This is a genomic window from Deinococcus deserti VCD115 (genome assembly GCF_000020685.1).
Lineage (GTDB): Bacteria > Deinococcota > Deinococci > Deinococcales > Deinococcaceae > Deinococcus > Deinococcus deserti.
In genome coordinates, this window is record NC_012526.1 from 2,575,568 (window position 1) to 2,595,051 (window position 19,484).

The window sequence follows — 19,484 nt, forward strand, 5'->3', positions numbered from 1 at the left end:
GGTTCAATAGGCGCTTTAGGTGTCTTTTCTCTCATGGATACACGGCCCCCAAACGCGTACGTCCCGGTCTGCCTTCCTGAAGTGACGTGGACTTTACCGGGGTGCTTCCGGAATTGTGCCGGGTGCCAGGGTGACCTGCAGCGTCTGTGTCTGTCCGGCGCGGCTGATGGTCAGGGTGACGCGCTCACCCGCCCGGCGGGTAAAGAGGTACTCCCGCAGGTCAGCCGCCGACTCGATTGCCTGCCCGTTCACGGCGGTGATGACATCCCCGCCCAGGAAAACGTCGCCGACAGGTGTCCGGATGCGTGTGGTGCCGCCGCGCAGACCAGCCTGCGCGGCAGGGCTGTTGGGCGTGACCTGTGAAATGAGGGCGCCTGCGCGGGGCAGGGTGTATTGCTGCCGGGCCTGTTCGGTCAGGTCAGTCAGGTCGAACGGTGCAAGGGCCACACCAATCACCGGTCCCACAATGGTCTGTCCGGCCTGCATGCGAGACAGCAGACCAGCGGCGATGTTGATAGGAATGGCAAAGCCGACGCCAGCGCTCTGGCCCATCCCAGTGGCAGCACCCGCCGGAGACAGGATGGTGGTGTTTACGCCGATGACACGTCCGGCGGAGTCAAGCAGTGGCCCGCCAGAATTGCCCGGATTGATAGCGGCGTCCGTCTGAATGGCGCTCTGGGAAATACTGCGGACGCCGGTAGGAATGGTGCGTTCGGTGGCGGACACAATGCCAGTCGTGGCACTGAACTGCAGGCCAAACGGAGCGCCCAGGGCAATGGTGGTCTGACCGATCCGCAGAGTGCTGCTGTCGCCAAGCGGGAGAGGCCGGATCAGGTTGGCCGGCACACCCTGCACCTGAATCAGCGCAAGATCATAGTCAGGCGCCGTACCCACGATGCGGGCGGTGAAGGTCTGCCGGCTGTCACGCAGGGTCACGGACAGCCGGGTAGCGCCTTCCACCACGTGATAGTTCGTAAGGGCAAAGCCCTGCGTGTCCACGAAAAACCCGCTGCCGCTGGACTGGTTGTCCTGGCTGCGGGGATCGGCAAACAGCGGGCTGGAGAACGTCCCCTGCACCTGGCTGGGTGTGGTGGCCTCGATGTACAACACGCTGCCCAGCGCACGCTCGATCACGTTTACGGTGGCCCGCTCGGCGGCAGGCAGGGTTGAGGGCGGCGCGGTAGGTGTGGTCGGCGCCGGAGTGGTCTGGGCAGCACAAAGGGGTGAGGCGAAGGCAAGAAACACCGTCAGAGCAAAGGCTTTGCGCACGGAAGGAACCTCCTGGTGCCCTCTGGTCGCCGGGCCACCGCCCGCATTCTGTTCAGGGTTCTGTTTTTCGATCTTTGAAAACGCTGAATGCGGCTTAGGAAAGAAGTCCAGGTCTCTATTGCCCGCACCACGCGGCGTTCCTTAGCGCGGCCTGCAAGGGAGCCGGAAGTAGGAGTCAGCCACCCGGGGGCTCTGCCCACACACGCAGCAGCGCCACGACTTCAGCTGGGGAGGCCACGCGGTACTCAGCTGCCGTCTGGCCTTCCCCAACCTTGACGGTGACTCCGCCGCGCTCACGCAACGCAGCGAAGGCTTCCTCGTCTGTCACGTCGTCCCCCAGAAACACCGGCAGGTGCCCGGGGAACTGTGCAGCCAGCCTCAGCGCCGCCCGGCCCTTGCCGTGCCCCGATGGCCGGAACTCACGCACTTTCTTCCCGGCGATCACTTCCCATCCTGGGGGCACAGGCACGCTGGACAGCGCGGTTTCGACCGCAGGCTGATCAGGCTCAGGCACCTCGCGGTAATGCACGGCGAGTGTCCAGCCCTTTTCTTCATGCCGCACGCCGGGCGCGTCTGGCAGCGCCGCCTTGATGATCTGCAGTGCCGCCGTGTCCGGCGGATGCAGCTCCTGATCAGGCCATTCCATGCCGTGCAGGCCAACCACCATCAGCTCCGGCACATTCAGGAAGGCGGCGGCCTCTGCGACCCGGCGGCCAGTGACGACCGCTGCCCGGTGGTGACCAGCGGCCAGCAGGGCCTTCAGGGCTTCAGGCGCACCGGGTTCCGGGACGGCGTCCTCCGGCCGGGTCACGATAGGAGCCAGCGTGCCGTCGTAGTCGCAGATCACCAGCAGCGGACGTTCGCGCAGGTTGAGCAGGGGGTCAGCGATGTTCACTGATCTGCAATCTCCTTCACAAAATCCTCTGCCCAGGTCCGCAGGTCGCTGGCATGCAGCCGCGACCGCAGCCGCTGCAGCCGCGCTTTCTTCTCCTCCAGCGGCATGTTCAGGGCCATCTGCAGGGCTTCGGCCAGCCCACCGGGGCTATAGGGGTTGACCTGCACCGCCTCCTTCATCTCGTCTGCGGCACCCGCGAAGCGTGAGAGGATCAGTGCGCCGTCGCGGGAACACGCCGTAAATTCCTTGGCCACCAGGTTCAGGCCGTCCCGGAGCGGTGTCACCAGCATCACGTCCGCTGCACGGTAATGGGCCACCAGTTCCTCGCGGGACACACCCCGGTAGATGTACTGAATGGGAGACCAGCCCGAGTGCGTGTGTTTACCGTTGATGCGGCCGACCAGCCCCTCGACCCGCGCCCGCAGCTGCCGGTAGGAATCCACCTGCTCGCGGCTGGGCACCGCGATCTGGATCAGGGTGATCCTGCCGCGCGCGTCCGGGTGGCGGTCCAGGTAGGCGTCGAAAGCCTCCAGCCGCTCGGGGATCCCTTTGGTGTAGTCCAGACGGTCCACACCCAGCAGAATCAGGGTCTGCAACGTGCGGCGAATACGGTCAGCCTCGTCCTCCACATCGGGCCGGCTGGCCAGATCCTCGAACACGTCCACTTCAATGCCGATGGGACGCGCCACTACACGTGACGTGCGGCCCTGCCAGTGCACCACGCCCTCATCGGTGTCCGCGTCCAGCGCCCGGCGGCACGCCGCCTGGAAGTAGCGCACATAGTCTGTGGTGTGCATGCCGATCAGGTCCGCTCCCAGCATGCCGTCGAGCAGTTCTCGGTCCCACGGCAGCGTGCGGAACACCTCGGTAGACGGCCACGGTATATGCCAGAAAAATCCTATGGGGGCGTCCGGGAGCATCTCGCGGATCATGCGTGGCACGAGTGCCAGCTGGTAGTCATGCACCCAGATGGTGTCTCCGTTGCGGTAGGCGGCCACAGCTGCCTCCGCAAAGCGGCGGTTGACCGTCACATAAGTCTGCCAGGCGACCACGTCGTACCGGGTCCGCTCGATGAAGTAGTGACTCATGGGCCACAGGGCGCGGTTGGAAAATCCGTGGTAGAAGTCGCGCACTTCCGCCTCACTCAGGCGCAGGCGCTGCAGCCGGTACCGCGGGTTGTCCTGCGGCAGCTGCACCTCCCTGACGTCCGGGTGCGCTTCGCCCCAGGCGATCCAGGTACCGCCGGTGTGCTGCAGGGCCGGGTCCAGTGCAGCCGTCAGTCCCCCGATAGAGGGCACCCAGTCCAGTCCACCATCATCCCGGGACCGCGGCGCATATGGTTCCCGGTTAGAGACGACAATCAATGCCATGCGGTCTGCCGGGTGGCGCCGGCCCCGCTCCTGCCGCCGGTGATGCATTTCTTTTCAAACATCGTCATGCAGGTTTCCTCCCTGAGGTGTGCAGTCTCGTCATGCCTGCAGTTGGCTGACACAGTAGGCCGCGCACGCCTCTGACGCCTGATAGTTCCCTTGACCTTCCGGTAACGTGCCCAGGTCAGGGCGGCGCAGATGAGCTTTGGCAGGCAACACACCAGGTAGACGCCGAATTCATCTGGCCAAGAGTTCGCGGCGCAGGGCCACCACAATGGCTACGTCATACCAGGCTGGCATGATCAGCCGCAGAAAAAAGCCATGCCGGGACATCAGAGTCTGCCCGCTCCACGCCCGGGGCCAACAGGTTTCTTTGTCGCTACAGACGCGCAGGTCAGGGCGTCTGACTGTCAGCCGGGAGTGGTGACTTGCCCAGCAGCCCCCTGCTCCACAACACCTGTGTTGCTGGCCCAGGCATCCACATCAGGAGCACGACCATCACGCCATAGAACGGCAGATGGTTGATCAGTTCGGTCGTGTCGAAGACCGTCAGAGTAAGGTTGAAAAACACCCATGCCAGCGCGCTGATCTCGCGCGTGAAAATGTTGAAGACCAGGAAAAGCCCAATCAGCAGCTCCGTGCCTCCTGCTCCGGCAAGAAACAGACTGTCTGGTAAGGGGATGCCCACCTGCGAAACAAAATTCAGGGGGTACTGCTGGATGAACGCTGTGGCCAGCGGCGCATTGGCCAGTTTTTCCGTTAAAGCCACCACGATCAGACTGAGGCCGGTTCCGATCCGCAGTGCATTGACCGCCTGATTCATCATTCCAGGAGAGGGCATGGACTTCGGCAGCAGGACACGGTCTACCGACACGGGGCCACGGCCTGCCAGAAAGAAGAAGGCCGCAATGCCCAGGTAATGCAGGTTCTCCAGCATGGGCTGGATGCCCAGCAATACCAGGCCTATAAGCCAGAGCGCCGCAAGGACCACAGCAGCGATCCGCGTGAACAACCCGTAGAAGAGGGCGAGGGCAATGCTGATCTGAAGAAGGCCCAGCACGCTGGGAGGCAGATTGTTGTTAGGTGAGAACAGCTGAGTCTGCATGCCATTGATCAGCAAAGGAACAGCAACATGAACAGCGAGGAGGAGGGGAAGCAGGCCATACAGCATACTCAGCGGGCCCTCCTTGGCTCCGAAAGCAGCCGGCCCAGGCAGAAATCCCCGTCCTCCACGACGCGATTGCAGCCACGCGGCTCCCAGTGTGGTCAGGATCACCAGAGCTGTGACGATCAGCGGGAGGGGTTGAAGAAAAGACGCCCAGCTCGGCAGGTATGCTTTGGCATCCACAAACCATGACTTGTGGGCAGCTGCGGTAGAGACTACGGAGAGCATCACCAGGAAAAACATCAGGAACAGCCGGCTGATCATCACTTCTCTCCTGGGAAACAGCGCGCGATCGATATGGTCACAAAGAGCGTGTCAGGCTACGAGCTCTTAGGCCACTCCGACGGAAGGAACAGGCATGGACTGTGCGCTCTGTTGCACCTGCATAATTTCTTTGGAGAGCTACAGAGTGATATGCAGTGCACCCGTAATTGGATGACTGCCTGCATCAATGATTTAGATCTTTTTAAGATTCTGAGAAATCCCCAGTACTGCCGAGCTGTTCTGCCAAGGGGCGGCAAGCTGTCGGCTCAAAGCGGCGGCTCAAGCAAAGCTGCCCATAGCCCCTTGAAAGGAACCTTGAAGCTGACAGCGTCACAAGTGCCCGGCCCTTGCTGTCCTGATCAGGGCCGGGCTCAGGGAAACCTGTGATGCCTTATATCTCAGCCAGGAGACCACGTCCATGAAGGACATCAGGTGTACACGAGGCACCGGAACGACGCACTGCGATGTTCTTCTGGGTGAGACGGTTCAGATCGAAGACAACATCACCGGCTACAAGAGCGGTCTACGCGTCCGTCGTGCACTCGGCCTCCCCTTTCTGGGCTCACCCTGCAATGCCCGGTCCCGGGGTCCAGCGTATGCGTAGAGGGCTGTCTCTTCAGTGCCGGGAGGCGCCTCTGGGCATACTCAGACCTAATCCGGTCAGGAAGCCGCCGATGGTCGTCAGGGCAGCCATCAGCAGGATCTGCTGATTGGGATTGGCGCCCTCATTGCTTTTGTTGGCATAGGCCACTGCATGCAGCTGATTGATATCGATGACGTTCTTGCCCAGAAAGACCAGGCCCACGATAAGCACAATCAGGCCGATCAGCAGCAGCAGGCGGGACAGAACTCTCATGCACGCATCGTAAGCGCTGGTCGTTTGCCCGGGGGTTTATGGTTCCCTTACCAGCTCAGGCCACGGGTATAGGTCGGAATGCGGTACACCCCCGTGGTGGCGGTGACAGTCAGGTCGGTTCCCTGCGGCCCACCAAAGCACAGATTGCTCACGGTTTCCGGAACCAGCACCCGGCCCAGTTCCTGACCTTCTGGCGTCAGCACATGCACCCCGTCGCCGGCACTGCTCCAGATGCGGCCCTGCTCGTCAATACGCAGTCCGTCGGTCTTGCCGGGACTGACCGAGAACCACTCGCGCTCGTAGGTGGCGGCCTGACCCTGAATGCGGTAGGCGTGTGTCTTGCCCTCTCCGGTGTCGGCCAGCAGCAGGCGTTCGGCGCCCACAAAAGCCAGCCCGTTGGGCTTGACCCGGTCGCGGATAGGAGCGCTGAGGGTGCCGTCCACGTCCAGGCGGTAGACGTAGTTGCCGGGCTGCTCCTTCTCGCCGCCGTAGCCTTCCTCGGGCTTATCGATGCCGTAGGTGGGGTCGGTAAACCACAGGCTGCCGTCGGGATGCAGCGCCACGTCGTTGGGACTGTTCAGCCGGCGACCCTCGAAGCGGTCGGCCAGGGTGGTCCAGGAACCGTCGTCTTCCTGGCGCACCAGGGCACGGAGTCCGTGGGAGCAGGCGATCAGGCGGCCCTGGGCGTCCAGGCAATGGCCGTTCTGATGGTGGCTGGGGGTCATTTCGCCGTGCAGTTCGCCGCTGTCGGTGTAGGCCCAGGTGCGGTTCTGGCGCACGTCGCTGAAAATCACGGCGCGGCGCGACGGCACATAAGCAGGTCCCTCCGTCCAGGTGAAGCCGGTCGCCAGGCGGATCAGGCTGGCGTCCGGGGGAAACAGGGTCAGGAAGTCCGGGTGCACGGCACGCAACGTCATGCGCCTCATGCTGCCTGCTGCATGAACGGTGGGGGTGAGGGTTGTCTTCATGGCGGACCAGCGAGAACTAAACGTGCGAGGGGACACGCCTCACGAATCCTCCGCTCTGGGTGGCTTACGGTGCGCCCAGGAGGTGCACCATGCCGGAAGCCTGGTCCAAAAAGGATGAGCGGCAATACCAGCACATCAAGCAGAGCGAACTGGAGCGTGGAGAGTCCGAAGAGCGCGCCGAGGAGATCGCTGCACGCACTGTGAACAAACAGCGCCGCGAGGAAGGGCGCACGCCCAAGAAGCGCACGCAGGGCACTGGCAACCCGAACGCCGCCCTGTCCGAGCTGACCCGGGACGAGCTGTACAACCGCGCCCGCGAGAAAGACCTGAGGGGCCGCGGACGTATGACCAAGGACGAGCTGATCCGCGCCCTGTCCTGAGCCGCAGGACTGCTGACCCGCAACCCTGCGGGTTACGCTCCCAGATACACCCGTTATAGGGTGGCCGGTCACGTGCGCTGTGACGGTCAGCAGTATGCTGGGGGGCGTTATGACGCAGTCTCAGACCATCATGTCCGGCGGGAACGCGGCCTTTATTGAAGGGCTGTACGAGGCCTACCTGCAGGACCCGCAAAGTGTGGATGCCCAGTGGCGCACCTACTTCGAAGAGCTGCGCGGTGGTGCCCAGGAAACGGTGCACTCGGCCGTGCAGCAGGCTTTCTATAACCTGGGCACCCAGCGCAGAGGCGCAGCTGTGGTTCCGGCCCCCAGGGGCGTCAGCGGCGCGGCGCAGGCTGCCGGCGCGCTGATCACCGCCTACCGGGTGTACGGGCACATCAGTGCACGCACCAACCCGCTGAAGATGCGTGGCCTGCCGGTGGTGCCCGAACTGACCCCCGAGTACTACGGTCTGTCACAGGCGGATCTCAACGAGCATGTACACGACGGAGTATTCAATGCGCCGCTGCGTGACGTCATCCAGCAGCTGCAGGACACGTACTGCGGATCCATCGGCTTTGAGTACAGCTACCTGCCTGCCAACGAGCGTGCGTGGTTCCAGGAGCGCGTCGAGGCCAACCGCGGCCGCCCCAGCTACTCCGCCGAAGAGCGCCGCCGCATCATGGTCAAGCTGAACGCCGCTGAGGGCCTGGAGCTGTACCTGAAAAACCGTTACCCCGGTGTCAAGCGCTTTGGTCTGGAAGGCGGCGAGTCGTTTATTCCCCTGATGGACCGCATCATTCAGGAAGCCGGGCGCCTGGGCGTCAAGGAAACGGTCGTGGGCATGGCGCACCGCGGCCGCCTCAATACGCTGGTCAACATCTTCGGCAAGCCCTCGGGAGTGCTGTTCGACGAGTTCGACGGCAAGAAGAAGATCAGCGACGATCCGGACGTCGCCGGTGACGTGAAGTATCACATGGGCTACTCCAGTGACGTGCGCACGCCCGGCGGGCCTATGCACATGGCGCTGGCCTTCAACCCCAGCCACCTTGAAATCGTGTCTCCGGTGGTTCACGGCAGTGTGCGCGCCCGCCAGGACCGCCGCCAGGACACCGAGCGCCGTCAGGTGCTGCCGATCACCATCCACGGGGACGCAGCTGTCAGCGGCCAGGGCGTGGTCATGGAGACGCTGAACCTTTCACGTCTGCGCGGCTTTGCAACCGGTGGAGCCATCCGCATCGTGATCAACAATCAGGTCGGCTTTACCATCAGCGACCCCCGTGACACCCGCAGCAGCCGCTACTGCACCGACGTCGCCAAGATCGGCAACGCGCCGGTACTGCACGTCAACGGTGATGACCCCGAGGCCGTGACCTTCTGCGGTGACCTGGCGCTGGCCTACCGCCAGGAATTCGGCAAGGACATCTTTATCGACCTGATCTGCTTCCGCCGCAACGGCCATAACGAAGGCGACGAGCCGCGCATGACCCAGCCGATCATGTACCGCGAGATCGACAAGCATCCCGGTACGCGGGCACTGTACGCCGCGCAGCTGGAGCGCGAGGGCATCCTGAAACCCGGTGAGGGTGAGGAACTTGTGCTGCGCTTCCGCGACCAGCTCGACCGCGGCGAAACTGTGGTCGAGGAGATGGAAAACCTCGAACAGAGTGCCCTGAAAGTCGACTGGGACATGTACGACAACGTCAAGTGGGACGACGAGGTCAGCACTGCGGTACCCAGGGAGAAGCTGCAGGAGCTGGGCCTGAAACTGACCCAGGTGCCCGAGGGCTTCAAGGTTCACCGCACCATCGAGCGCACCGTGCTCAAGCCCCGCGAGGCAATGGCACGCGGTGAGCAGCCGCTGGACTGGGGCATGGGCGAGATGCTGGCCTACGCCACGCTGCTCGACGAGGGCTTCGGCGTGCGGCTGGTCGGTCAGGACTCCGGGCGGGGAACGTTTGTACACCGTCATGCCGTGCTGCACGACCAGGACGCCCATGATCCCATGAACGAGGAATACATGGCCCTGGCGCACCTGCGCGAAGGCCAGGGCCGCGTGGAGGTTATCGACTCCACGCTCTCTGAAGAGGCCGTGATGGCCTTTGAATATGGCTACAGCACCTCCGAGCCCAAGGCGCTGGTGGCCTGGGAAGCGCAGTTCGGTGACTTCGCCAACGGCGCTCAGGCGGTGATCGACCAGTTCCTGGCCGCCGGCGAGAGCAAGTGGCAGCGCCTGAGCGGCCTGACCCTGCTGCTGCCGCACGGCTACGAGGGCGCGGGCCCCGAGCACTCCAGCGCCCGTCTGGAGCGTTACCTGCAGCTGTGCGCGCAGAAGAACATGCAGGTCGTGGTGCCCAGCAGCTCGGCTCAGATCTTCCATCTGCTGCGCCGTCAGGTGCTGCGCCCCTACCGCAAGCCGCTGATCGTGATGACCCCCAAGAACCTGCTGCGCAACAAGCGCGCCATGAGCCCGCTGACTGATCTGGCCGAGGGCCGCTTTCACGAGGTCATCGGCGACGCCGAGGTCACCCGCGCCCGGCGCGTGGTCATCAGCAGCGGCAAGCTGCACTGGGATCTGGTGGAGGCCCGCGACACCGACGCAGAAGGCTACGCCGGTACCGCGCTGATCCGCCTGGAGCAGCTCTACCCCTTCCCGGGGCAGCAGTTGCGCGCTGAGCTGGCCAAGCATCCCGGCGCCCAGGTGATCTGGGCCCAGGAAGAGCCCGAGAACCAGGGAGCCTGGCTGATGATCTGGGAGGACCTGGAAAAATCCCTGCAGGAAGGCCAGAAGCTGGGCTGGGCTACCCGCCCGCGCAGTGCCAGCACCGCCGCCGGCTACACCAGCGTGCACCTCAAGGAGCAGGCCGCTGTCATCAGCGCCGCACTCGGCGAGAAAATCACTCCTCTGGAGGAAGCCAAGTCGGCGCCCAACGCGGGTGTCCAGAGCTAAGCTCCGCGCACCAGAGCGTTCCAGTCACAGAAGCAGAACCCAGCTGGTGAGACATGTGTCTCACCAGCTGTCTGCACTTTTTGCCCGGCACACGGCGCAGACGGCAAAACCACTGGCCGTCCCTGCGTGAGTTGCGCCCTGCGCGGGGTATAACAGAAGGCGTTATGGCGGACATCAAGGTTCCAGTTTTTTCCGAGTCGGTAAGCGAGGGTACGCTGCTGACATGGCACAAGAAACCCGGCGACGCGATCAAGCGCGGCGAGGTTCTCGCCGAGATTGAGACCGACAAGGTCGTGCTGGAAGTGACCGCGCTGCAAGACGGTGTGCTGACCAGTATCGCCAAGAACGAGGGCGACACGGTCCTCAGCGAGGAATTGCTGGGCACGGTCGGTGAAGCCGGAAGCGCACCTGCCCCAGCAGCGGCCCAGTCGGCTGATCCGGCCAGCGGCGCAGTGGTGGGCCAGGCCAGCGCCGGTGGCACCGCCACCACCCCCGACACCACGGATCTGGGCAACGAGGCGACGCGACGCGACGACCTGTCTCCTGCCGTGCGCAAGATTGTCGCGGAAAGCGGGTTGAACCCCGCGCAGATTCCCGCAACCGGTCCCAGGGGCAACATCACCAAGGAAGACGCCGTCGTTGCGGCCCAGGGCGGCCTGACGTACCAGGGCCCCCAGAGCGCCGCGCAGCCCGCGAGCATGCAGGCGTCTGCTCCGGCAGCCCAGGCCCCCGCGCAGGCCCAGCCCGCTGTGGCTGTCCCCGGCGGCCCCCGTCCCGAGCAGCGCGTTCCCATGACGCGCATCCGCCAGCGCATCAGCGAGCGCCTCAAGGACGTGCAGAACACGGCCGCGATTCTCACGACCTTCAACGAAGTCAACATGAAGCCGTCGATGGACCTTCGCAAGAAGTACCAGGACCAGTTCGTTGCCAAACACGGCACCAAGCTGGGCTTCATGAGCCTGTTCGTGCGCGCTGCCACCGAGGCCCTCAAGGCCTTCCCGGTGGTCAATGCCAGCGTTGAGGGCAAGGACATCATCTACCACGGCTACTACGACATCGGCATTGCCGTGGCCTCTGACCGTGGTCTGGTGGTGCCTATCCTGCGTGACACCGACCAGATGAGCCTGGCGGGGATCGAGAAGGAAATCGCCGGATTTGCCGCCAAAGCCAAGAGCGGCAAGCTGACCATGGAAGACATGAGCGGCGGGACCTTCAGCATTACCAACGGCGGGACCTTCGGCAGCATGATGAGCACCCCCATCATCAACGCGCCGCAAAGTGCGATTCTGGGCATGCACAACATCATCGAGCGCCCGATTGCCCAGAACGGGCAGGTCGTGATCGCGCCCATGATGTACATCGCCCTGAGCTATGACCACCGCATCATTGACGGCAAGGAAGCGGTGCAGTTCCTCGCCATGGTCAAGAATCTGCTGGAAGACCCGGCCCGCATGCTCCTGGAACTCTGAGCAGCACATCATGACAGGAGGCGGCCCCAACTCAATGGGGCCGCCTCTTTCCTGTTCCAGGCTGTCACAGCTCACGTAGCGTGAGGGGCAGGAGCAGGCTGGACGCCCCTAAAATGCCCCTGTGACGGCTCCCCTTTCCACCCCCGCTCCCCGGTTGACGCGGACGGTCACGTCCGGTGGAGCGCGAATATACACGCTGACGGTCCGGGCTTTCGAAGGCCTCAGCGTGAACGTGTTCGTGGTGGTGCGGGGCAGCCCGGCGCAGCCGGACTACGTGGCTCTGGTGGATACAGGCAGCGGTCTGAGCATCAGCACCGAAGGCCTGACGGGCCTGGCTGCCATCCGGGACACCTGGGGTGAGGCCTGCTCCTGGCGGACCCTTGACCGTATCGTGGTCACTCACGCTCACCCCGACCATGCTGGAGGTCTGCCGTTCGTACGAACCCTGACGGACGCGCCGGTTGCCGCCCACGTACGTGGCGTGCCGGTCCTGCAGGACCCGGAAGGCTACCGCGACAGCATGCGTCCGCGCCTGGAGGCTTACCGCACCTGGCTGGGGGTGCCAGCAGACAGCCCTTATGGTGTCCGGCTGGGGAACCGCACCCGCAACCTGATGCTGCCTTCGGGGGTGCCGGTCCATACGGCTCTGGAAGACGGCGATGTGCTGGACGGCATCTTTCAGGTGGTGTACACCCCGGGCCACGAAGGCAGCCAGATCTGCCTGCAACTTGATGACATGCTGCTCAGCGCCGATCATCTGCTGCCGCGCAACTCGCCACCGCTGCTTCCGGCCTGGGTGCATCCGGGCGGTGGCCTGCAGGCCTATCTGGAGTCGCTGGACAGGACCGAGGCGTTGACCGGTGTGCGTCTGGCCCTGGGGGGACATGACGAGCCCATGCCAGACTGGCGCGGCCGGATTCAGGCACTCCGGGAACGGTATGCCGAGAAGCTGCAGGCCGTCGTCAACGCGGCAGATACTCCCAGCAGCGTCCTGGAGCTCACTGAGCGCGTCAGCCGCATGAACACCCGGCAGGCCCTGCTGCTGCTGGACCAGACCGGCGCTCTGGCGGAGTTCCTGGCGGCGGAGGGTCAGGTACAGGAAACGCGCGGAGAGGCCGGGGAAGCCCTGTTTCAGCGAACCTGAAAGGGGGACGCTAGGCTGCGTCCGTGACTTCTTTGCCTGAATACCTCCAGATCGGCGGCCAGCAACTGGAGTTCAGCTGGCACGGACCGCCGCCTTCGCAGGCGCCGACGCTGGTGTTTTTGCATGAAGGCCTGGGGAGTGTGAAGCTCTGGCGCGACTTTCCGCAGGCTTTGGCGCAGGCCACCGGCTGCGGGGCCCTGGTCTACAGCCGGGCCGGGTATGGAAACAGCAGCGCTGTCCCGCTGCCACGCCCGGTCACCTACCTGCATCACGAGGCGCAGGAGGTTCTGCCTCAGGTGCTGGCACAGTGTGAAGTGCGGGAGTTTGTGCTGGTGGGCCACTCGGACGGCGGCAGTATCGCCCTGATCTACGCAGGCAGCGTCGCCCACCCGGGCCTGCTTGGCGTCATCACCGAAGCGGCCCATGTTTTCGTGGAAGACGTCACCGTGCGCGGCGTGCAGGCAGCCCGCGAGGCTTACCTGTCGGGTGATCTGCGCGCCCGGCTGGCCCGGCATCATGCGCAGGTGGACGTTGCTTTCAGCGGCTGGAACGACACCTGGCTTTCTCCGAGCTTCCGCGACTGGAATCTGGAAAAATTTCTGCCGGGCATCCAGGTGCCTCTCCTGGTCCTGCAGGGGGAGGATGACGAGTACGGCACCCCAAAGCAGGTCCAGGCCATCGTGTCGCAGGTCTCCGGTCCGGCCGAGGGTCACCTGCTGCCCGGCTGCGGCCATACTCCGCACCGTGAGGCGCGCGAAGCCGTGCTCCATGCAATGACGGCATTTATGCAGCAACTCGTGCCGGGGTCTTGAAGCACCCCAGCCGTCAGGGGTCAGAAAGATTGGTCGCTCTATGCTGCGGCCCATGAGCATCGGGCAGGAACAGGGCCTACACGGACGGCTGGGAACCTTCACCGCCGGACACGACATAAGCGCCACCTGGGACGGCGAACGGCTCACAGGGAGACTGGGCAGTTTCACGGCCGGACATGACCTGGCGGTGTGGTTTGGGGACGGAGTGCTGGAGGGCCGGGTCGGCAGCTTCACCCAGGGCTTCGACCTGCGGGTCGGCCTGAGTGCCACACAGCTGCATCTGCACCTGGGCGGCTTTGTAGACGGCGTGGACGCCGAACTCAGCTTTGACACGGAGGGAGCCAGCGGGCGTTACGGGACCTTTACTGCCGGTCATGACGTCAGCCTGCGCCACTTCGCCGGCGAGGTGCGCGGACGCATCGGCGGTTACACGCGGGGAGTGGACTTCCGCATGGACCTGGGCAATGTTCCCCTCCCGCTGGCTGTCGTGGTCGTGCTGGCCGCCTATCACGCCTGGCCAACCCTGTAAGTCAAAGGGAACAGTCAGCAGTGGGCTGACTGTTCCTTCGCTGGAGATGATCTGGCCCCATAGAGGCACCCTTTGCACTCAGGCAATCAGCGCCCGGACAAGCACGACCAGGCCCAGCCCGATCAGCGCAATCAGGGCGCCCAGACTGACATTTCGGTCCCGCCCCCAGTTGGTGACGACCACCACCAGGGCGGCCACGGCCGGAACAGCCATCATGAACCACACGCCGAGATCGGCGCCGTCAGGAAGCAGCAGGCTCAGCAGCAGCACCGGCAATGCCAGCCAGAATGCCGCCGGGTATAACCAGGCGGGCAATACACGGGTTTCATGGTGTTCTGCGTTCATGCCTGCCCCCAATATTTGTACAACAGCTGCGCGGCGGTAAAGACCAGCAGCACCGAGAAAAACAACTTGAGTTCCCGGTCTGGAATACGTTTCTGCAGTCCTGCGCCCGCACGTGCGCCGATCAGGACCCCCAACGCGACCCCGCAGGCCAGCCGGGCGTCAAGCAGTCCCCCGGCCTGATAGATCAGGGCGTTGGCAACGGCGGTCAAACCCATGATGAACGTGCTGGTGGCAATCGCCTGACGGATCGGCAGGCCGCCCAGCAGGTTCATGACCGGCACCTGCACGGTGCCGCCACCGATGCCCAGCAGGCCGCTCATCACGCCGGCAAAGGTCATGGCGGGCGGCACCAGACGGCTGGGTTCGCGCTCGACTTCCACGCGCTTGAGACCGCGCACCAGGCTATAGGCGGAGTACAGCAGCAGCACGGCAAACACGGTAGCCACGGCCCGCGCCGGCAGCACCAGCCCCAGCACGCTGCCGATGGTGCCACCCACGATGGTGTAGGGGCTGAGCAGGTACCCGGTTCTGGCCCGCACCAGGCCCTGCTGCAGGTAGGCCGCCGCACCCGACAGGCCCACCGCCAGCACGCTGAACTGGCTGATCGCCACAGCCTGCGCGATGGTGATGGGGTATCCCAGCTGCGGCAGAATAAATTCCAGTGCCGGCACGACCACCACGCCGCCACCCAGCCCCAGAATGGCTCCCAGCACGCCGGCCAGCAGGCCAATAGCCACCGTTGCCAGTGTCAGGATCAAAACGCCACCACCTGCCCGTCGGTCCGTGACCCGCTGCCACCGGTCAGGGCGTCCATGTTCAACTGCGCCGGTGAGCGGCCCGAGCCGTTGAGACCGTGTACTTCGCCGCGGTCCCACACCAGGGCAAACAGGTCACCGCCGAGGCCGTTGCTGGTGGGCTCCACCACGGTCAGGGCGGCGGTGGCGATGGCGGCGTCCACAGCATTGCCGCCCTCGCGGAGAATAAACAGCCCCGCCTGCGCAGCGAGCGGTTGACTGGTGGCGACCATGCCCTGACGGGCAAGGACCGGCTGGCGGGGGATTGAGGTCTGCATGTTGCTGCACGCAGTCTACGCACTGCCTGAGGACAGAAGGTGTTCCCGATGAAGGCACGGCCAACCTGCTACCGCCGGTCTGAAGGCTCCTTTCCGCCCTTCTTGGCTTGTTTATGCCGGTACATGCGCTGGTCAGCCTCCTCGAACACCTGACCGGCACTGCGGCCACCCCCGGCATGCGCCATTCCCACACTAAGCCCCGAAGTTGGGAACCCGCCGGCCCGCAGGGTCTCTTCTGCAGTCTGCAACTGTGAGACCAGGGCAGCGTCCGCTCCAGGCGGCGCGATCAGCGCAAACTCGTCCCCGCCCAGACGGTAGGCGGTGATGTGCTCGCTTTCCATGTCCTGCAACAGCCGGGCGAAGACGCGCAGCAGATCGTCACCCCGGGCGTGCCCCTGGGTGTCGTTGAGGGTTTTCAGGCCGTCCAGGTCCATCAGCACCAGCAAAAAGGGATGATCCTCCAGCGTGCCCACTGCCTGCCCGAAGGCATGGCGGTTGTGCAGCCCGGTCAAGGTGTCGGTCCCGGCCAGATGCAGCGCACGCCGCAGTTGAACAATATGGGAGATGTTGTCTCTCATCAGCAGCCGAAGCTGATCTGCCAGGGCAAAAGCCAGCAGCAAGCCGTCCAGGGTGCCGCCCAGCAGGGTCAGCAGTTCCGTATTGCGCACCGGGTCCGGCATCAAACCGACATTGGCCGGCAGGATCATGGTGGCTGGGACCATCAGCGCCAGCAATCCAAACACAAAAAAACGTGCCGAGTAGAAGCCCTGGCGCCAGCTTGCCACTCCGCATACCAAAGCCAGCACCAGCCACAGCGAGACCACACCGGTCGCCAGAATGTGCGTGTACGGCAGCAGCAGAAAACTGGAGGGCAGCAGCGCCAGCGGCAGCCACAGGTTCACCCGGCTCAGGCGGCCCAGCAGGGGCAGCCGCTGGTCGAGCTTCAGAAAATGCAGGTAGAACAGCGTGTTCAGCACTGGCAGCAGAAAAAAGCCCACGTAATGCCAGCGCAGATCATAGAACCCGAACACATCTGCCGGGACATGAAAAGTAAAGGCCCATGCCACGCAGTAGGTCAGTGCGTAGGCCGCGTAGTAGAAAAAGCTGCGGTTGTGCGTGCCCGCAAAAATAAACAGGTTGTAGCAGCTCAGCGCCAGCAGCGCCCCGAAGGCAACCAGCGTCAGCAGGTTGTCCAGATTGACCTGCTGACGGTAACGGTCCTGCGGTTCAAAGCTGAAATTCGGCTGGGAAGCAAAATACGGGCTCCGGATCTGCGCAACCACCCAGGTCCGCTCACCTGGGCGCAGGGTCAGGTCCAGGCCGTAGTGCAGCATATAGGCGTGCTTCGCGCGGTAGCCAGTCTGAAAAGTCTGCACTGGCTGTCCGGGGCGGTAGACCCGCACATCCACATGCTCCATCAGGCTGCCATAAGGGTTAAACACCCAGGCGCTGTCGGAAGTCAGGTTGCGGACCTGGGCAACCAGCCAGTAGCTCCCCCCTGTGAATTTTACCTTCTCGACGGGCGTCTGGCGGTCCCGCCACGCTGGAATGTCGCGGAAGGAAAGGGGAAACTGGTGGTCACGGGCCGTGAAAAGCTGGAATCCGGCCTGCACAGCCGGAGGGCTGGTCCTTGATGACTGGGCTGCAGCCGGTGACCACAACGCTCCAAACGTCACGGCAACAACGATCAGGAAGGCCAGCACCTAGCCAGTCCAGACCGGAGCAAAGCCCCCCGGTCTTTTCTGCACGTACTTCGCCCACTGTGTCACCCGGCTGCCTGCCCTCCCTTTCCAAGCTCGACTTGAAAAAGTATGGGCAACGCTCCGATACAAGAATATGACTCAAAACAGACAATGGTTAGATTGAGATGCGGCGGCTTTCCGTAAGGGTGGCGAATGGAGGCCAATAACAAACAGGCTGGTTTTCCTGACAGATGAGGAAAACCAGCCTGCTGAAAGACAGTTGTCAGGACCAGCTGGCGGACATTTCCGTCCGCCAGCCAGAGAAGAATTACTCGACAGTCACACTCTTGGCCAGGTTGCGTGGTTTATCCACGTCCTTGCCCAGGGCCGACGCCGTGAAGTACGCCAGCAGCTGCATGGCGATGGCGTTCACGATCGGGCTGACCATCTCGTGGGCACGCGGCACGTAGATCACGTCGTCAGCGTGCTGGGCGTTCTCGGTGTCGCCGTCACTCAGGATGGCGATGACCTTGCCAGCACGGGCACGAACTTCCTGGACGTTGCTGATGGTCTTCTCCAGCAGGCGGCTCTCGGTGGCCACGACGACGACCGGCAGGTTTGCGTCGATCAGGGCGATGGGGCCGTGCTTCATCTCGCCGGCTGCGTAAGCCTCGGCGTGGATGTAGCTGATTTCCTTGAGCTTCAGCGCACCCTCGTAGGCGGTGGGCGAGTTCACGCCGCGCCCCAGGAACAGGTAGTCGCGGGCCTGGTGGTACTTCTCGGCCACCTGCTTGATCCGCTCGACACGCTCGGGCTGCAGGGCTTCTTCTACCAGGCGGGGCAGTTCGCGGGCCGCGTGCAGCAGTTCAGCGCCTTCCTTTTCGCTCAGGGTGCCGCGGGCGCGGCCCAGCCACAGTGCCAGCATCAGGAAGGCGCTGACCATGGAGGTGTAGGCCTTGGTGCTGGCCACGCCGATTTCCGGGCCGGCATGGATGTACAGGGTGTCGTCCAGCTCGCGCGTCATGGAGCTGCCCTTGGCGTTGATGACGCCCAGCGTCCGGGCGCCGCCCTTCTTGGCTTCACGCAGCGCCTCGAGGGTATCGATCGTCTCGCCGCTTTGCGACACCACAATGGCCAGGGTCTCGGGGCTGACCAGGGGGTCGCGGTAGCGGTACTCGCTGGCCACGTCCACCTCGACCGGAATGCGCGCGAGCTGCTCGATCAGGTACTCGCCCACCAGACCGGCGTAGTAGGCCGTGCCGCAGGCAATGATGGAAATCCGTTTGAAGCTGCCCGGATCAAGGTTGATGTCCAGGTTCACCTCACCGGTTTCGTCGTGCAGGCGGCCGATCAGGGTGTTGGTCAGGGCCTGGGGCTGCTCGTAGATCTCCTTGAGCATGTAGGTGTCGTAGCCGCCCTTCTCGGCCGCTTCGGCGTCCCATTCCACGCGCTCGATCTCGCGCTTGAGCTCGTTGCCCTGCAGGTCGGTCACGCGGAAGCCGTCATCGTTCAGCACGACCATGTCGCCGTCGTGCAGGAAGACCATGTTGCGGGTGTAGGCCAGCAGGGCCGGCACGTCGCTGGCCAGGAACATCTCGCCCTCGCCCACGCCCATCACCAGCGGGCTGACTGTCCGGGCTGCGACGATCTCACGGTGGTCCACGTGCGTGACGACGATGCCGTAGGCGCCGCGCACCTGCGAGAGGGCCGTGCGCACCGCGCCTTCCAGGTCGCCCTGGTAGGCTTCCTCGATCAGGTGAGCCAGGACCTCGCTGTCGGTCTCACTTTTAAAGGCATGGCCGCGGGCAATCAGCCCTTCTTTGAGGCTCAGGTAATTCTCGATGATGCCGTTATGGACGATAACGATGCGGCCGTCCTCGGTGGCGTGCGGGTGCGAGTTGGTGTCGTTGGGCAGGCCGTGGGTGGCCCAGCGGGTGTGGCCGATGCCCAGCGTGCCGGCCAGCGGCGTGGATTCCAGTTCAGTGCTGAGGTTGGCCAGTTTGCCAGCCTTTTTACGCACCGTGATGCACGCTCCGTCGCCGATGGCCACGCCCGCACTGTCGTAACCGCGATATTCCAGCTTGGAGAGACCCGAGATCAGTACGTCCTGCGCCTGCTTGGGACCGATGTATCCGACAATTCCGCACATAGTTGCTCCTGCGAGGCAGGGCCTGCCATCAGGACGCCTGTGCGCCACGTGACCGCATGCCACTGCCTCTGATCCCGACAACATAAGCCGCGGGATCCGGTGTCTGATCTGATTTTTTTCACTGCGCGGCCTTATGTTTACGTTGCCGTAAGGGTTATCGCCGCGCTT

16 protein-coding genes and 1 pseudogene are annotated in these 19,484 nt (G+C 63.9%); 6 read left to right on the top strand and 11 right to left on the bottom strand.

Annotated elements, in window-relative coordinates; genetic code table 11:
- Positions 1–93: 93 nt before the first annotated feature.
- The 6 genes from DEIDE_RS12275 to DEIDE_RS12300 all read right to left on the bottom strand — a co-directional run bounded on the left by DEIDE_RS12275 (position 94) and on the right by DEIDE_RS12300 (position 6,736).
- Complete coding sequence (locus tag DEIDE_RS12275; RefSeq protein WP_012694281.1) at positions 94–1,269, bottom strand: S1C family serine protease; 1,176 nt, start codon at positions 1,267–1,269, stop codon at positions 94–96.
- A 175-nt stretch (positions 1,270–1,444) separates the two neighbouring features.
- Complete coding sequence (otsB, locus tag DEIDE_RS12280) at positions 1,445–2,164, bottom strand: trehalose-phosphatase (protein ID WP_012694282.1); 720 nt, start codon at positions 2,162–2,164, stop codon at positions 1,445–1,447.
- Positions 2,161–3,582: an alpha,alpha-trehalose-phosphate synthase (UDP-forming) gene (locus DEIDE_RS12285; protein WP_242402917.1), complete on the bottom strand. Its 1,422-nt coding sequence runs from the start codon at positions 3,580–3,582 to the stop codon at positions 2,161–2,163. The genes otsB and DEIDE_RS12285 overlap by 4 nt, the downstream gene beginning before the upstream one ends.
- Before the next feature lie 346 nt (positions 3,583–3,928).
- Positions 3,929–4,963 carry a DoxX family membrane protein gene (locus tag DEIDE_RS12290; protein ID WP_012694285.1) on the bottom strand — a complete coding sequence of 345 codons (1,035 nt, stop codon included), beginning with the start codon at positions 4,961–4,963 and terminating at the stop codon, positions 3,929–3,931.
- A 616-nt stretch (positions 4,964–5,579) separates the two neighbouring features.
- Positions 5,580–5,819, bottom strand: a complete 240-nt coding sequence (locus DEIDE_RS12295; protein ID WP_012694287.1) for a hypothetical protein — start codon at positions 5,817–5,819, stop codon at positions 5,580–5,582.
- A gap of 47 nt (positions 5,820–5,866) precedes the next feature.
- Positions 5,867–6,736: an SMP-30/gluconolactonase/LRE family protein gene (locus DEIDE_RS12300; RefSeq protein ID WP_049760481.1), complete on the bottom strand. Its 870-nt coding sequence runs from the start codon at positions 6,734–6,736 to the stop codon at positions 5,867–5,869.
- A gap of 140 nt (positions 6,737–6,876) precedes the next feature.
- Here DEIDE_RS12300 and DEIDE_RS12305 point away from each other — a divergent pair, with 140 nt between their 5' ends.
- The 6 genes from DEIDE_RS12305 (at position 6,877) to DEIDE_RS12330 (ending at position 14,068) form a co-directional block, all read left to right on the top strand.
- Positions 6,877–7,167, top strand: a complete 291-nt coding sequence (locus DEIDE_RS12305; RefSeq protein ID WP_012694289.1) for a hypothetical protein — start codon at positions 6,877–6,879, stop codon at positions 7,165–7,167.
- 109 nt (positions 7,168–7,276) lie between these two features.
- Entirely contained in the window at positions 7,277–10,114 is a 2,838-nt protein-coding gene (locus DEIDE_RS12310) for a 2-oxoglutarate dehydrogenase E1 component (protein ID WP_012694290.1), read from the top strand.
- Between the two features lie 164 nt (positions 10,115–10,278).
- Positions 10,279–11,583, top strand: coding sequence for a 2-oxoglutarate dehydrogenase complex dihydrolipoyllysine-residue succinyltransferase (gene odhB / locus DEIDE_RS12315; RefSeq protein WP_012694291.1), 1,305 nt, complete (start codon positions 10,279–10,281; stop codon positions 11,581–11,583).
- Between the two features lie 121 nt (positions 11,584–11,704).
- On the top strand, positions 11,705–12,727 hold the full coding sequence (locus tag DEIDE_RS12320) for an MBL fold metallo-hydrolase (protein ID WP_012694292.1): 1,023 nt from the start codon (positions 11,705–11,707) through the stop codon (positions 12,725–12,727).
- A 23-nt stretch (positions 12,728–12,750) separates the two neighbouring features.
- Entirely contained in the window at positions 12,751–13,539 is a 789-nt protein-coding gene (locus DEIDE_RS12325) for an alpha/beta fold hydrolase (RefSeq protein ID WP_012694293.1), read from the top strand.
- Positions 13,540–13,591: 52 nt separating this feature from the next.
- Positions 13,592–14,068 (top strand): hypothetical protein, encoded by a 477-nt coding sequence (locus DEIDE_RS12330; protein ID WP_041227630.1) that lies wholly within the window; start codon positions 13,592–13,594, stop codon positions 14,066–14,068.
- A gap of 78 nt (positions 14,069–14,146) precedes the next feature.
- On the opposite strand, the gene DEIDE_RS12335 is transcribed toward DEIDE_RS12330, so the two are convergent.
- The 5 genes and pseudogenes from DEIDE_RS12335 to glmS all read right to left on the bottom strand — a co-directional run bounded on the left by DEIDE_RS12335 (position 14,147) and on the right by glmS (position 19,316).
- Complete coding sequence (locus DEIDE_RS12335) at positions 14,147–14,413, bottom strand: hypothetical protein (RefSeq protein WP_012694295.1); 267 nt, start codon at positions 14,411–14,413, stop codon at positions 14,147–14,149.
- A complete protein-coding gene (locus DEIDE_RS12340; protein ID WP_083764278.1) occupies positions 14,410–15,165 on the bottom strand; it encodes a sulfite exporter TauE/SafE family protein in 756 nt (251 codons plus the stop codon). The genes DEIDE_RS12335 and DEIDE_RS12340 overlap by 4 nt, the downstream gene beginning before the upstream one ends.
- A 41-nt stretch (positions 15,166–15,206) precedes the next feature.
- A pseudogene (locus tag DEIDE_RS12345) lies at positions 15,207–15,440 on the bottom strand (gamma-glutamyltransferase); the annotation flags it as partial.
- Positions 15,441–15,553: 113 nt separating this feature from the next.
- Complete coding sequence (locus DEIDE_RS18070) at positions 15,554–17,188, bottom strand: sensor domain-containing diguanylate cyclase (protein ID WP_012694298.1); 1,635 nt, start codon at positions 17,186–17,188, stop codon at positions 15,554–15,556.
- A 307-nt stretch (positions 17,189–17,495) separates the two neighbouring features.
- Positions 17,496–19,316, bottom strand: a complete 1,821-nt coding sequence (gene glmS / locus DEIDE_RS12355; RefSeq protein WP_012694299.1) for a glutamine--fructose-6-phosphate transaminase (isomerizing) — start codon at positions 19,314–19,316, stop codon at positions 17,496–17,498.
- Positions 19,317–19,484: the final 168 nt, after the last annotated feature.